The sequence below is a fragment of the Rhodococcus sp. 05-2255-3B1 genome, assembly GCF_002258545.1.
In the GTDB taxonomy this organism is placed as follows: Bacteria; Actinomycetota; Actinomycetes; order Mycobacteriales; family Mycobacteriaceae; genus Rhodococcoides.
The window spans coordinates 158,162-172,922 of the sequence record NZ_NOZC01000003.1 but is presented as its reverse complement, the minus strand read 5'-3'; the positions used below and the strand labels follow the sequence as shown (position 1 = coordinate 172,922).

Annotated in this window: 13 protein-coding genes; 8 read left to right on the top strand and 5 right to left on the bottom strand. The window is 56.5% G+C overall.

Features of this window, described 5'->3' with window-relative positions; genetic code table 11:
- The first annotated feature begins 51 nt into the window (after positions 1 to 51).
- The 7 genes from CH249_RS01370 (at position 52) to CH249_RS01340 (ending at position 8,156) form a co-directional block, all read left to right on the top strand.
- Complete coding sequence (locus CH249_RS01370) at positions 52 to 1,602, top strand: AMP-binding protein (RefSeq protein WP_094682612.1); 1,551 nt, start codon at positions 52 to 54, stop codon at positions 1,600 to 1,602.
- Complete coding sequence (locus tag CH249_RS01365; protein ID WP_179273105.1) at positions 1,592 to 3,262, top strand: ABC transporter ATP-binding protein; 1,671 nt, start codon at positions 1,592 to 1,594, stop codon at positions 3,260 to 3,262. The genes CH249_RS01370 and CH249_RS01365 overlap by 11 nt, the downstream gene beginning before the upstream one ends.
- Positions 3,259 to 5,085 carry an ABC transporter ATP-binding protein gene (locus tag CH249_RS01360; RefSeq protein ID WP_094682610.1) on the top strand — a complete coding sequence of 609 codons (1,827 nt, stop codon included), beginning with the start codon at positions 3,259 to 3,261 and terminating at the stop codon, positions 5,083 to 5,085. The genes CH249_RS01365 and CH249_RS01360 overlap by 4 nt, the downstream gene beginning before the upstream one ends.
- On the top strand, positions 5,066 to 5,350 hold the full coding sequence (locus tag CH249_RS01355) for an acyl carrier protein (RefSeq protein ID WP_094682609.1): 285 nt from the start codon (positions 5,066 to 5,068) through the stop codon (positions 5,348 to 5,350). The genes CH249_RS01360 and CH249_RS01355 overlap by 20 nt, the downstream gene beginning before the upstream one ends.
- Positions 5,331 to 6,773, top strand: coding sequence for a KamA family radical SAM protein (locus CH249_RS01350; RefSeq protein ID WP_256988002.1), 1,443 nt, complete (start codon positions 5,331 to 5,333; stop codon positions 6,771 to 6,773). The genes CH249_RS01355 and CH249_RS01350 overlap by 20 nt, the downstream gene beginning before the upstream one ends.
- Before the next feature lie 384 nt (positions 6,774 to 7,157).
- Entirely contained in the window at positions 7,158 to 7,532 is a 375-nt protein-coding gene (gene rpsL / locus CH249_RS01345) for a 30S ribosomal protein S12 (RefSeq protein WP_094682607.1), read from the top strand.
- An 87-nt stretch (positions 7,533 to 7,619) separates the two neighbouring features.
- On the top strand, positions 7,620 to 8,156 hold the full coding sequence (locus CH249_RS01340; protein WP_179273107.1) for a tetratricopeptide repeat protein: 537 nt from the start codon (positions 7,620 to 7,622) through the stop codon (positions 8,154 to 8,156).
- A 379-nt stretch (positions 8,157 to 8,535) separates the two neighbouring features.
- Here CH249_RS01340 and CH249_RS28170 read toward each other — a convergent pair whose 3' ends face one another.
- From CH249_RS28170 to CH249_RS01320, 5 genes are all read right to left on the bottom strand, one after another.
- Positions 8,536 to 9,093 carry a hypothetical protein gene (locus CH249_RS28170; protein WP_218828369.1) on the bottom strand — a complete coding sequence of 186 codons (558 nt, stop codon included), beginning with the start codon at positions 9,091 to 9,093 and terminating at the stop codon, positions 8,536 to 8,538.
- The gene (locus CH249_RS01335; RefSeq protein WP_094682605.1) at positions 9,090 to 9,278 is read right to left on the bottom strand and encodes a hypothetical protein; all 189 of its coding nucleotides are present in this window, start codon (positions 9,276 to 9,278) and stop codon (positions 9,090 to 9,092) included. Before CH249_RS01335 ends, CH249_RS28170 begins: the two co-directional genes overlap by 4 nt.
- 657 nt (positions 9,279 to 9,935) lie before the next feature.
- Positions 9,936 to 10,547: a restriction endonuclease gene (locus CH249_RS01330; protein WP_094682604.1), complete on the bottom strand. Its 612-nt coding sequence runs from the start codon at positions 10,545 to 10,547 to the stop codon at positions 9,936 to 9,938.
- Between the two features lie 238 nt (positions 10,548 to 10,785).
- Positions 10,786 to 11,871: a hypothetical protein gene (locus tag CH249_RS01325; protein WP_143544338.1), complete on the bottom strand. Its 1,086-nt coding sequence runs from the start codon at positions 11,869 to 11,871 to the stop codon at positions 10,786 to 10,788.
- A gap of 169 nt (positions 11,872 to 12,040) precedes the next feature.
- Positions 12,041 to 13,390 carry a hypothetical protein gene (locus CH249_RS01320; protein ID WP_094682602.1) on the bottom strand — a complete coding sequence of 450 codons (1,350 nt, stop codon included), beginning with the start codon at positions 13,388 to 13,390 and terminating at the stop codon, positions 12,041 to 12,043.
- Between the two features lie 917 nt (positions 13,391 to 14,307).
- Here CH249_RS01320 and CH249_RS01305 point away from each other — a divergent pair.
- Positions 14,308 to 14,688: a hypothetical protein gene (locus CH249_RS01305; RefSeq protein WP_094682599.1), complete on the top strand. Its 381-nt coding sequence runs from the start codon at positions 14,308 to 14,310 to the stop codon at positions 14,686 to 14,688.
- Positions 14,689 to 14,761: the final 73 nt, after the last annotated feature.

The following is a 14,761-nucleotide window of genomic DNA, read 5'->3' as shown; positions in this document are numbered from 1 at the left end:
AAATTGCGCTCGCACGCTTAGCAGTGCCTGTAGAAAAGGGTGGTACACGTAATGGCAATTTCAAATGGGCTTGAGTTTGATGTTATAGCTAGCTTTCTGGAAATAGTTCGGACTCAACCCGACTATCCCGCGGTCGTTGAAAACGGTTCGGTTGTGACCTACCGCCGCTTGTCTGAACTAGCCGCAAGTGTTGCGAGTTCGATCAAACCTCGTACAAACTTGCATGACGCCCCCATTGCGATCATCGAAAATTTTAGCGCGTATTCGATAGCGGGAGTTCTCGGGATATTGGCAGCGGGTCGTTGTTTTTGCGCCGTTGACCCATCGATACCCCCCGACGGCCAGACCGCGATGTTAGACGCAGCAGGTGTAGAGGAATTGGTCGCTACGTTACCCGCGGACCCAATTCCTGATGTGCAGCGGGTACTTCGGCCGGTCTGGTCCGACGCCGAGCTGACGGTTGATCAAGTCGTTGCGCCGCCGCAGAGTTCGCCGGCCTACATCCTTTTCACATCTGGCACTACGGGGGTACGTAAAGGTGCGGTCTTACCCCGCAGTGCTCTTTCGACAGTAGTTCCGGAGCTCGTACGTCTGTACGATATTCGCCCTACAGACAAAGTTCTACATTTCACTCCACTGTTCTGGGATACGAGCCTTGAGGAGATTCTTCCCACACTGACTCAGGGCGCGACACTCGTTATCGACAATTACGCGACCACAGATCTACTCGGTGTCCTGGCGTCGCAGAAAGTTACGGTTTTGAACTTGCCCACTTCTTACTGGGGCGAGTTTGTCAGCGACCTGCTGGATAGTCGATCAGAAATTCCATCGAGCTTGCGAACTGCAGTTATTGGCGGCGAGGCCCTGCGTATGGACATGCTTGATAAGTGGCGTCGACTTGACGCCAAACACGTTCGATTAGTCAATACCTACGGTGCGACTGAAACAGGGATGGTCACTCATGCTATCGACTTGACCGAATTCGAGGTTGGTGTTGACGGAACGTCCTCCTCCGCATTGCCGCTTGGCAGGCCTCTCCCGCACGTAAGCCAAAAGCTTGTTGATAAGGCCGGGAGGGAAGTGACTGCAGCAGGGGCTGAGGGAGAGCTTTATTTATCAGGCGAAAATATTGCGCTTGAATACAGGGGGCAACCCGAACTGACGGCCAGGCGGTTACCGGAGCTGGATCTCGGGGATGGTACACGTCGTTACTTTCGGACTGGCGACATAATGCAGACGGACCAGTCTGGCTGCCTCTATTTTCGTGGCCGCGTGGACCACGTAATAAAAGTTCGAGGTATACGGGTCGATATAACTGAGATTGAAGCCTGGGTGGCCAGCCATCCGGACGTGCGTGCGGTAGCTGTAGTCGAGGCAATGAAGGGTGACCATAACACGCTAATCGGGTACGTTGTGGCGGAACCAAACGTTGACGAGCAGCTATTTATAGGTAGTATCCTGCGATATCTAGGTGCGAATGTACCCAGGTATTTGATACCAGGACGTTTACAGTCGGTACCTGCGCTTAAATACACCACAACTCGAAAAGTCGACCGGATCGCCACTCGGAGATATTACGAAAATGAACACCGTGTCCACTGATCTGTCGCGTTCTAAAATGCAGAGGGGTGCCGGTCCGTTCCAGTATCTATTGTGGCTGGTGAAACAACAGCGTGCGCTTTTAGGTTGCAGCATTTTTATGGGTACGTTGTGGATGGTGCCTGTTGCTCTGTTGCCCTTCGCGGTTGGTCAGGCGATCGACCAAGGTGTGGTGCATGGATCCATCACCTCGCTTTGGCTGTGGTCACTCGTGATCCTCGGATTAGTTTTGCTGCAGGCAGCGACCGGCGCTTTGCTTAATCGTGCAGCGGAATTGTCGGGTCTACATGCTCATGTATCAAGTCAGCGAGATGTCGTGATGCAGGTAACGGAGTTGGGGTGCGGTCTCAGCACAGTTAGGCGAACTGGAGATACGGTGGCCGTAGGAACCAATGACGTTGAACGATTGGACGACGGCTTCGAGGTTGTCGGTCGCGCGATCGGGTCTGCACTGGGGGTCGTGCTTGTGGTCGTCCTGACTTTCGCGATCTCACCAATGTTGGCGTTAATCGTGCTATTCGGGACGCCGCTTGCAGTGCTAGGTCTGGGCGCACTGCTGCGTCCGCTGCGAGACCGGAACGAGATCCAGCGCGACCAGATCGGAACGGTCACGGCGAGGGCCGTTGACATCGGCTTTGGACTGCGTGTCCTTACGGGAATTGGGGGCCAGGATCGCTTTGTAGAACGTTTTCTTAAGGCAAGCGCAGACGTCCGGAGGGCTGGAGAGGCAGCTGGACGCAGTGCTGGCGTTCTGGCCGCTGCGGGTGTGCTCCTGCCCGGTTTAGTGGTGATCGTGGTGACGTGGGCCGGTGCTCGGCTCGCGCTCTCTGGTGAGGTCGCAGCTGGGCAAGTCGTAGCGTTATACGGGGCATCCGGATTTCTGGTGCTAGCTCTAACTAATCTGACTGAGGCAAGCTCAGTGCTAACCGAGACTTGGGTAGCGGCCGGTAGAGTAAGTCAGTTCGTCCGTCTCACGTCACCTCTTGTGCCCGCGGCGAACTCGCGACCACTCCCAAATAGTCAGCTGTCACTGTACGACGGCACCACCCAGATTTCAGTAGCCTCAGGCGCATTGACCGTCATCGGCGGCTCGACAGTCGAATCTCGTGCGCTCGGTGCGAGGCTTGCACGGCATGTCGACAGTGACGATGGGCTGGACGTTCTTGCCGACGGTGTGTCTTTGAGATGCGCGGACCTAGACGAAGTCCGAACAAGGATCCTACTGTGTAGCCACACCGACGTGCTGTTCTCCGGCACCTTGAGTGAAGAGCTGCTGTCTGTCCGGTCAAGCATAGCCGGCCCCAAACTTGAGGATGCGTTGCTGGCAGCGAATGCCATGGACATTATCGACGCATTGCCCGAAGGTCTGGACAACACAGTTTCGGAGGGCGGGAAGTTCTTTTCTGGCGGCCAACGTCAGCGACTAATTTTGGCTCGTGCTATCTACGCGGACCCGGAAGTGTTGATTCTCGATGCGCCAACTTCGGCTGTTGATTCTCAGACGGAGGCCCGGATCGTTGACGCTCTGTATGAGCTAAGGCGCGGACGCACAACGATTGTTATGAGTAACAGCTCATTATGGAGAAACCGGGCGGACCACGTTTATGAGGTGCCAGCAGGGTCGGCAAGCCGGGCCAGGCCAGGGAACGGAGTGCCAAGATGAGGAAAGGGCTCCCTCTCGCGACAAGCGCCGAGGTCCGCAGTTGGGTGCGCGAATACCTCCGCGCAAACGCGCTCCGCACTGGGTGTGCCACGCTTTTGTTCTTGCTCGCAATGACAGCTGCGTTGATTGCACCTCAGCTGGTCGGAATCTTAGTGCAGTCCGTCAGGGAGGGGGCTGACACTAGCCGAGTAGATTTGATCGGCCTAGTCCTCCTGGTCTCGTTGGTAGTGCAGGCGACGTTGGCTGGAGCAGCGCGTGCACAGGCTGCAATACTTGGCGAGCATGTCCTTGCGAATACCCGCGACAAGTTCGTTGATCGCACAGTGAGGCTCCCGCTTGACGTTGTGGAGAACGCAGGAAATGGCGATCTTCTTAGTCGGGCGACTTCGGATGTTCAAAAGCTGAACGAGAGCGTCCGTTACGCGGTGCCACAGATAGCCATGGCGCTACTTACGATTGTTCTGACCGCGGGTGCAATGATATGGACGGCTCCGAAACTGGCGCTGGTAATGTTGGTCGGTACTCCAATTCTGGTTGTTGGTACTGGTTGGTATCGCAGACGTGCGCCTCAGGCATTTGAGCAACTGCTCGACGAGTGGGCTGAGGTGCGTGGCGGTGTACAGGAAACGATCGTTGGGGCGAGCACCGTCGAGTCCCTCCGATTGGCAGGTCGGAGAAGACGGCAAAACGACCGTATTGTTGGGAAGGCCGCCCGTACGCGGAGGCGCATTGTGAAACTTCAGACTGTCTTTTTGCCGTGCCTGGATCTTGGTGTGTTCTTGCCCATGGCAGCGATGGTTCTAGTCGGCGGGCTTGCTTATCGGCATGGCATGGTCGAACTAGCAGCGCTCACAGCGATGGTGCTTTACGTGGAGCGATTAGCAGAACCACTAGTGGACTTAGTTTCGTGGTTAGACGAGCTGCAAATGGGTAACGCAGCGCTACGACGTATCCTGGGGGTTCAGGCTATTCCTGTTGATCGCGGCAGTACCGATATATCTTCGTGCCCGACGGGACAGACTGTAGATATTTCCGAGGTCGGTTTTTCTTACCGTGCCAGCCGTTCAGTGTTAAACAACATAAATCTTTCTATACGCGCGGGCGAGTTTCTAGCGGTAGTCGGTGCTTCCGGTGCTGGTAAATCGACTCTCGGGAAGCTGATTGCTGGTATTCATCGTCCGACAGCTGGCGTTGTCCGGATCGGTGGTGTCGATATCGACAAATTTTCCTCGGCCGATCTCCGTAGCGTGGTTGCCATGGTTGCTCAGGAAACCTACATTTTTTCAGGTACCGTGCGCGACAACTTGACAATGACAGGACGCGCAGATCGCGAATGGAGCGAAGCTGAACTGTGGAAAGCACTCGAAGTAGGCGGTGCGTATGAATGGGTCAAGTCGCTCGAAAATGGCCTCGACACTGACGTTGGAACAGGGGAAGTTGCGGTCCCGGCTGGCGAGGCTCAGAGCCTCGCTTTGGCGCGTGTGGTGTTGGCTAACCCTCTTGTCGCCGTACTCGACGAGGCCACCGCAGAACTCGATTCATCGAGTACGCAGCAGCTGGAAACGTCCCTAGTCGCAGCTTTGCGGGGACGCACAGTTGTTGCAATCGCCCACCAACTTAGTATCGCGCAGACCGCAGACCGTGTCGCGTATATGGAGGGTGGATCGGTCGTCGAGTTAGGCACGCATGCCGAGTTGGTCGATGCCGGCGGCCAGTACGCGAAATTATGGGAGTCTTGGCAGCCGCCCGACCTGCAATCACGGCACGAGCAAAGAGAAATCTGTATGGAAGGATTAATGTTCGATGACGAGCGAATCGATTAAAGTCCAAGTTGTAAAGTTCATTCAGTCGGATATCTCAGAAACCGTTGGCGGACAGGTGAGTGAGCAGGATCTTAGGTCGTCTTTCTTCGAGCTTGGTGTGGACTCACTCGACCTCGTGAAGTTGGCTCGAGGAATATCGCGGAAATTCGGCGTCAGATTGACGATGGTGGACCTGCTTGCGGAGAATTCCAGTCCGCTCATTCTTGGCGGGGTCGTCGCCCAGCGTATGGGAGAAGGGGATCGGCATGAATCACAAGTACAATGAGTCATCGGAAATGCGTGAGACCATCTCAACAGATGAGGCAAACGGAGTCGCGGGCCAGCCAGTCCAGTACGTCCGGAAGGAGTTAGTCGAACCTGACTGGTGCCGGTTTCCCGGCTTTCGCACTGTAACGGCCCAACAGTGGCGTGACCCACAGTGGCAGCGCGCTCACTGCATCAAGAATGCTAGGCAGCTTCGAGATGCAGTCGGCGGGCTTCTTACTGATGGGTTCTACGAGGATCTTGCGGCAGATCAGGACGTAATGGCCACAATGTCAATGCTACTACCGCCCCACATGCTAAATACGATGGTGCCCACGAGCGGCATGGGAGGGGAGGACCCGGGCGAGTTCACCGAAGCGTTCTATCGGGATCCCGTGCGTCTTTACATGATGCCGGTGTTGTCTGACCGCGATCTTTGGTGGCCCGACCACCCGTACGCGTCCCGTGATTCGCTGCACGAGGCCGAAATGTGGGTTACTGAAGGGCTAACACACCGGTATCCAACCAAGGTGCTCGCAGAACTTGTCTCGACCTGCCCTCAATACTGTGGTCACTGCACTCGCATGGACCTTGTGGGTAACTCGACACCGCAAATCGAAAAAACTCGTTTCGTGCTGAAGCCAGTCGACAGGCAGTCGAAGATGATTGACTACATCCGGCAAACTAAGCATGTCCGCGACGTTGTCGTTTCGGGTGGAGATGTTGCTAATGTGCCTTGGTTGCAACTGGAATCGTTCCTAATGCAGCTGCTTGAGATTGATTCGGTTCGTGATATTCGTCTAGCCAGCAAGGCGTTAGCTGGTCTGCCGCAGCATTGGTTGCAATCAAAGGTAATTGACGGAATGGAGCGAGTCGCCAAAGTAGCAGAAGAGCGCGGTGTGAATCTTGCCTTGCATACCCATATCAATAATGTGCAGTCTGTGACGCCATTAGTGGCCGAAGCAGCCCGCGCTATGCTGGCGGTGGGAGTGAGGGACGTTCGGAATCAAGGTGTTCTGATGAGGGGGGTGAACAGTACTTCTCAGGGTCTACTCGATCTTTGCTTTGCTATGCAGGATGATGCTGGAATCTTGCCGTATTACTTTTACATGTGCGACATGATTCCGAACTCGGAGCATTGGCGAGTGCCGGTGTGGGAGGCGCGCGAGCTCCAGCGATCCATTATGGGATATCTTCCAGGCTATGCAACGCCACGGATTGTTTGTGATGTGCCGTACGTCGGAAAGTGCTGGGTTGATCAAGTGGTCGACTACGATCGAGTGCGAGGTATCTCTTACTGGTCGAAGAACTACAGCACCCCTCTTGAGCGCACCAATGACGGAGTGACGGAGGACCAATATGTCTACTATGACCCGATCAGTTCACTGTCGAGCGAGGGAAAGCAGTGGTGGATGTCACAGCAGCAGTCGTCCGGGGTGGCCTAGCAAATCTTAGGAATCAAAGATCCACCTCTGGGAGCAACCTCTGTTCTACCTATAACAGCAGCGTCAAGGGGACGGGCGGATCGTGCGGGGCGGTTGCTACGAAATTGTCCCACGGAGCCGGAGCAGGCCGACGATCTCACGAGCGTCCACCGCGATCGGCGAATGAATGAACGTCCACGCTTTGGGGACGACTCGCCTGTTGGTGGGGTTTGTGCGGTCGACAGCGCGATTGGCCTCAGCGGTGTAGCGGTCCCGCTGGTTCGTGTTGTGTGTTTTGGAAGCCGCTATGCATGGCGTGTAGGCTATGCCGGTGGCCGGGTAGACACTCGGCCACCACAGCTGCCATTGATATAGCCAGAAGTACAGATCAGGAGCTTGACGAAAATGCCCACAATCTCGCAACTCGTCCGTAAGGGACGCACTCCGAAGTTCAAGAAGATGAAGACAAAGGCGCTGGCTGACTCGCCCCAGAGGCGCGGCGTGTGTGTGCGCGTATACACGACGACTCCCCGTAAGCCGAACTCAGCCCTGCGAAAGGTTGCCCGCGTGAGGCTCACCAGTGGCGTTGAGGTCACCGCATACATCCCTGGCGAGGGCCACAACCTCCAGGAGCACTCGATGGTACTGGTTCGGGGCGGTAAGGTTCGCGACTTGCCTGGTGTTCGCTACCAGGTCATCCGCGGGGCACTGGACACGCAGGGTGTGAAGAGTCGAAATCAAGGCCGCAGTAAGTACGGAGTTAAGAAACCGTCCAGCTAATCCTTAACGGGCTCCTCACTGGTCTTCCAATCCCAGTGGGGTTCAGGAGTCAGGATGAACCCATCGATTCCTCGAAGGATTGAAGCAGTGAGCGATCCATTCCGCGACTTTGATAGTGCGTGCAGCTGCCTGGATCGAGAAGCGTGGGACGACGCGGTACGCCTTTTTCGGCGTGCACGAAACAGTTTCTTCATTCAGGGCAACCTGGACAGCGCATCGGTGTGCGATATGAACATCGGCGTCGCCCTTGAATCTTTAGGCGATTTCACTGGTGCGCTGAGCGCGCTGAACGATGCAGCAGATTTTTTCTCTCGTAACAACGAGAGTGAGAAGTTAGCCGACTGTCGGGTCAATCGCGGCGTGGTTCTTGAGGCCCTGGGGCGCAGTGGTGAAGCTCTTGCGGACTACGAATCCGCATATTCTTTATACGCAGAATTAGATATCCCGCAGAACGCGGCGGTATCGAAGATTAATTCTGGGATCGTTATGGAGACTTTGGGCGACTATCGGCACGCGGTGGTCGCATTCGAAGTGGCCAAGCGTTTGTTTGACGAGATCGGGGATGAGGAGGGTTCGGCAGACGCAAGCCGCGCCCTCCAGCGTCTTGATGTTTACGGCACGTAAGCCTGGCTCACTCGGTTGTGTCAGTTGTTGGCGTAGCCGGCGACCGACAACCACGATGTACCCGCCGGAGAGACGACCGTCAAGGCCCAGTACTGCGGGCAGTGATGACCGCAAATGAGTCGTAGGCTAAGTCGCTATTAGTTTGCGGGTAATCTCCTGAGCTACCGACGGGTACGCCACCAGCCCCTCAGTACCAGGCAACCAGCGGTCGGAGTTTGAGCCTATCAACCGGGTCAGACTCCGCTTAACGTCCGGCTGCCCGGAGACACCCGCGGCTCGAATCATCAACGATGAGCCCTGCCGACCCGCCCACCTCCGTTAATGCGCCGCGAATTCCCTTACGGGTCTGTCGAGTAGCAGGCAGCGCGTCCGCCCAATATCACGGGATTAGTACACAGATAGTGTTGTCGCGACCGTACGAGATTTCGCGATTATGGTAGCGAACGGGTACGTCGTTTATGTCTCCTGCTGGCGCGTCTATCAAATCAAGCAACCCATCGGTCGTTAATGCCTCATGGCGGGACTTTATCCAACGCTGACCGGTAGTCAAAACCGTGTCGTATATTCTCGCTGGGAGCCCGATTGCAATGCCTACTTCAGGAAATTTGCGGAAAACGTAAGGCATATCCTCCGCGGTCGAAGATTGGAGTCCGCCAGACCGAAATTCTGCTTGCTCGCGGTCGGCGATTGCGGAGACCAACGGCCAGTAATGCAGAAAATCGCCAAGGCTTGGGTTCAATATAAATTCCGGTGGCACCGGCGGCGGGTCATGTAGTTCTGCGACCCACGATCCGTTTGCAAAATGGCCAACGTGCACATATGAGTGTTCAACTGTGGCGGTTGAACCAATTCGCATGGTTCTTGCCTGGTCTTTTGCTCTAGCCTTTTCGGTGCCGCTGAGCGACGCTCCGAAACGACCCTTGGCTTCTAAGTTCACAAAAATACGCCTCCGTGGTCAAAACCAATAAAATCGGGCCGCGATCCGCTCATTGAACGGCCATTCGCAAGCAAGTAGCTTTCGTAGTGGACAAAGTAGTCAAGATCCAGTACATGTTCGGCGAACAGTTTAGCTTGCAACTGACCGAGAAAGAAGCTCACCATCCCCTTTTCGGTAGGATTCATATGATAGTAGCTTGCGCTTCGTGTCCAGCGGCTCCGCGACTCCACGAGATTCGCGTCTACCATTGCAGCCCTCTAAATCAAGTCTAAGAAACGTGGCCGGCGAAGGCCCTCCACACCAAACGGAGTTACTTGAATGGTGCTGGCCGCGTGCAGTAGGCGCGCACGGTCGACGGCAAAGCTGCCTCGTGTTTGCGCAGGTGGGGTGGGAAACGCATGTAACGAATAGTCTATGTAAGCCAAACTGTCCTCATTTTATTCACTAGTTGATTTGCGGCCTTGTTAAACGTTAGCTGGCGTCGCGGCAACGGAAGAAGCGGTCAGATCGGCTCCTGCCGGGTCGGCGCGCCGGCTGGCTAAATCCGGCTTGTATTTCGCCATGTCGATGCTGCTTCGGCAAACTACATTAACGATACCGTGGGTCGGGCCGGCGATCTCGACCATCCCTGCCCAGCAGCCGCGACGCCGGGACCCAATCTGCGGTGCTGCACAGTTCGATGTGTTCTCAGCCGAGTGTGAATTGCGGGCAGCATCATTGCGCGCTTTGTGGAGGTCTACATGTTGGCTTTAGGTATCCCACACCTTTACGCTAAGAAGCTCGGGCAGAAAACGGTAATTGATCGCATTCGGTCCTATCGGCGCTGGCAGCTATTGTATTTGTTAGGTTTCCACTTTGGCTAGTGCCTCGTACGCCAGAACAGGAAATTGAGCTGAAACCGTAGTTGTAGTTATGAAATCTGTGCCGTTCTTTTGGCTATAACAGTGGCCAACGAATGTAGGCAACCCGAAATGCTGTGCCGCCTCTTCGCGAGTGAGTGGGGGTGCTTGTTCGACGGATTTTGTTTCGTAAGTAAATCTTCCTTCAGTGACAGTGACCAGCGCAATTCCGTGAGTGGTTGCGTATGCTACTGCGCCTTTTTGAAATGGTGCCGTTGAGATAAGAACCGCCTTGTTGGCACCGACTGATTGCTGTTTGCTGTGGAGAACTTGAACCAAGTCGCGTTTAATCGGATGATTGTGTTGTTTGGCCTCGATCAGGGTGAGAATATTCATCCCTGCGAGCTCATACCGTACTGTCGCGTCGAAGTTGTATGCGCCGTCGGTCCCTCTGATCACTTCATGGTGCTGGATCTGCAGGTTGTCGATCCCATCTACGTTCTTAAGAGGGTCGAACAGCGAGGTCACAAACACCTCGAACTCTGCCGGGCTCAGTTCGACTTGCGGGTATCTCGCGGTCTCTGGTTCTATTGCCTCGTCATCCGGAGTTGTCATTGTCTCAGGATGTCACGCCGGTCGCGTCGGTGCGGTGGGTATACGATAGTTTCTTACTGTTGCATCTAGCCATGGGCGCGATGTCGGTTTCGGGCGAGCCGTGGTTTCTATCTCCTGTCAGGGCGCAACGTCGGCCGCTGCTTTACGGTTCGTTGTCTACCAGGACTGACTCAGGACGGTGATGTCCTTGGCTGTTAGCTTCGCACGGATTTGGGCGCGTTTGACGATAGTGATCGAATCAGGTGATCAGCGCTCTATCAATTGCGTCGGGAAGCGTTACGGCACCACGAAGAAATGCCGCTACCTGCCGTCGCATACGAGCAAATTCCTCGGGGTCGTGGGCGCTGATAGCTCTTAATGATCCTGCGGCTTCATGCCTCCGCCGCACGAGTCGTTCGGATACTACGAGGTCAGTGTTTCGAGGAAAATCTGCAATTCCCGTTGCGGTCTCAAGACGCGCGATCAAATCGATAAGCCCATCGGCCCAGTCCGGTGGTGTTGGCTGGAATGCACCCATTATCTCAACTTGCATCGCTGGGGGTGCTTTCAGCTCGCTCGCAACGTGCGCAAGGTAGGTGTCGAAAGCGTCGGCAAGGGCCCGCTGGTTGTGAGTGGGGATTTCACCTTCTGCGAGCCGATCCTTAACGACTGCTGCCCATTCACGCCCGTCAGAGACGCGGTAGAGGCCAACTAGCACGACGATGTGGAGGGTTAGAATGGAGAGCGCCTCAGCATACAGCCAGCGCAACGCTGACGTCTGGTCATCGTTGATCTGAGGAGTCCAGTGGAGGTGCAGCTCTTCGAGTGCTCCCAGAACCCGCTTTGCCGCCTGCCACGAATCCAGAAACCAAACTTCGGAACGTAGGAACCAGTAGGTCCTTTCGAGTTTGGGTTCACCCTTTACTGCCTTGCGCGCATGAAGATCGGCCTCGAACGCCAGCCGGCCATGTGCGCCAACGTCCTTGAGGTCTTCTGGAAGGTTTGCCGCTTCCCATCGGTCGAGGTCATTCATACTCATAGCTGTAACCCGAAGAGACCGGGCTGTGTGACGGACGCGAGTCGACGGCCGTTGTGCTGTTATTACAATTCCACTGTCCGCTTGAACAAGCTGCATCAGCCCGGCCATCCAGATAGCACGATCTAGGGGTTTTGGAGCGTTCTTGCCGGTGCCACTCTTGGCCTCGCCGATAGTTTTGGTGAGGGTTAGTCGTGCGGTTATGTCGAAGGACAGCAGATCCAAGTCTGTGACGATGAGCGGTTCAGGGTAGAAATGCCTCTCCAAGCTGATGCCCCTGCGGGAGTAAGCGCCTTGGAGGAACTGCATCCGAGCAAGCCGAATCTCAAGCTCATCGCCGGGGTTAATCTGATTCCGCGGTGAGATCGATTTCTGAGCAGCAGCACTTCGCCGCGCGGAGGTCGGCCGGCTGCCGGTCGACCTCCGCGCGGCTAGCTTTCCCCCGTCATCGTCGAACAGGGTGTTGTCGCCGTCTTGCTCAGGGGGTGTCGCGTCGGGTTGCACTTTGCGCCGCCTTTCGGGCTTCACGGAGCCGCAACACTGCGGATTCAGCGATTTCGTTTGTAGCGCCGGAGTCAGGCAAGTTCGTTCGATCAGCCTCTGGCGAGGTCCAGTTGCTTGGAGGTTGAAGTGATCCGAGGTCGGCCGCAGAGCCATCGCCACCGCCGTAGGAGGCTTTGATCCAGCCGAGGCCGCCTTCCACGATTTCGCGTTTTACCAGCTGAAGGTATGCCCGCCCAGGCGCACTGCTGGCAGGCGAAACCGCGACGATCCCATTGGCTTCGAGCAAATGGTAGTCCGATGCGATGTTAGATGCTGGTCCGACTTGTCCTCTGTTCAGCAGTGCTTGGACGAGCACGCGCGGATCGTAGATGCGCCCACGTTCCGCGATGGCTTTCTCGTGCCCGTAGAGGATGTGGGCGACGAACAGCTTTCGCTTGTGGAGCACCTCGGTAGTCTGCAGCTTGTCGTCTTCGGATTCCAACAGCGGAGAGAACAGATAGGTTTGGTGGCCGCCTGTAGCACTACTCTTGACCGTTGCTGCCTGGACAAGACCTACTTTTCGCGCGGAGGACAGCATTCCTGTCTGGAATCCACCGTATGAGCTGAGTACCATTCCTGGCCGATCGGCAGCCTGCTCGCACAGCCCAAGAAGTGAGTCGCGCTCAGCGGGCGGGAGGCTCTTCAGGAATGCGGCGATCGAGATATGTTGAGCGGACCAGACATTCGGGTTGTACACGACATACTCTCCGAGGTCCGCAGACCTAACGCGCTGGTTGACTCCCGCAGCATAAGTGAGCTTCATTGCCTCTTTGACAACCTCATCGGTATAGCCTCGGCCATGCAGTTGTTCTGCATGTTGATCGACAGTCAGAGGTGCCCAGCTCGCGAGCTCCGTGCAATGGAGCACTGCCCATTCCACGTCGGTCGGATGGTACTTCTCGGTCACCTTCATGGCCTGGTCAATGACTCGCCCAGATAGTCCGACAAATTCCTCGATCGACGCTACCCTGGCAGTGGCAAGATCCAACTTGTAGTCAATCAGGTCGGCGGCCTTGAGCTTCGGGAGCACTTCGGTGTATAGCCTTTGCTCGGCTATACCGGCGTGAGCTGCAAATTGCACAGCCATGGCGCCGGTGAGCAAAGCGTGGTCCTTGAGGGTAACGGCGTAGCTCATGGCCTCACCGGCCGCGATGAGCTGCCCCAGTTGGGCGCGGACGACATGATCGGTGATAACGCTGGCCTGTTGGTGGATAAAGAACAGGGCGCGGCCTAATCGGGGGCTGCTCGCTGGCGTCGATGTTGGTCCTAATGGCGCACTTGTCACGCCCGCCAGAGTATCTGGTCTGCACTAGCTGACGTGTTCGATCCCCCAACGATTTCGCGGTCGCGCACACACCAGGCCCGTACCAAGCGTTGGAATCAAAGACAACCCACTCCAGACAGGTCGATATCGAGCGGACTGACCATTTCCGTGACTTCCTCTGTTCTCGAAAATATTGGTTCCATGCCCAGCGGAACCAGCGCTGTATCGGCTGCGTCCAAGCTTGTGTGGACGAAGAACACCTAGCGATTGCCGAGATCGGCTATTCGCCCGACGATCCGGCTGTCATTGCAGCCGCGCTACGGGTTCGTTCTGAATTGGCTGTGCTGGGAAGGCGGTACGGGCGATTCGCTGACCTGGCAAGCCGATCGACGGATTGCTTCGCAACCGATGTGCTCAAGCACCATCGTCTACTGGAGGGCGGATGCTAGAGCCGCTGGTTGTGCAGCCAGACGAGTTGCGCACTCTCGCCGCAGAGGTTGACGGCGTCCAAATTGAGATCGCGTTCGACGCAACCGACACCCACCTGGCAGGGGCCGGATCCCTTGTCGCTGGGTCATTGGTCGCTGGTGAGCTGTCAAAGGTGGACGCCAGTTTGCTCATCGCCTTGTCGGAGGTAGTTGATCAGCTCGCGACCTTCGGCGCGCCTCGCCCAGTGCGCGACTGACTACGAGCAGGCCGACACGGCGACTGCCCGCACGATTGAAGCACCAACCGAGTGACGTGTCTACGAAGCACGATCAAATCATGGGATCCGGCGACTGCCGCTGACCAGACGAAGATGCTCGACGACATTGCTGAAAGGCTGTCGACGAAGACACAGCACCTCAGTTCGCGCGTGACGAATCTCCCCGACAGTGGATCCTGGAGCGGGGCAGCGTAGACAGCGGCAGACGAGACGATGCAGTCCTACGCGTGGGATGCAGCGGAAGGCTGAGCAGGGTCGGACCGTCCGCTCCACGGTTATTGCCGGCCTGACGAACATCGACTCGGCACGACTGCGTCAGCTACAGCTTGCCGAGCTGGCGGAGTTGGAAGGCATTGTCGTCGCTGACAATTGGAGTCTGGCGGCGCGTGACCCGACCGCGCAGGACGCTGCGTTGAAGCTCGCGGAGTGGAGGGCTTCGATCGACATGGGACTTGCCAGCCTGGCAGAAGCCAACATGACGTCGGCTGCAGCCATCCGTGCCGCGGTCGGGGAACTTCGCGGCGTGAACAACGGGATGCACGGCTTCTTTCCGATCGCGCTGGCAGGTCTGGGCCTCACTGTCGAGCTGGCCACCGCCGCAGGAGTCATCTAGCGGGGCAGTGCTCATCGCGCTGCTCCTCGACAAGTTCGCTGGTCTCGCCACGCCGCAGGACATCCTCGACAAG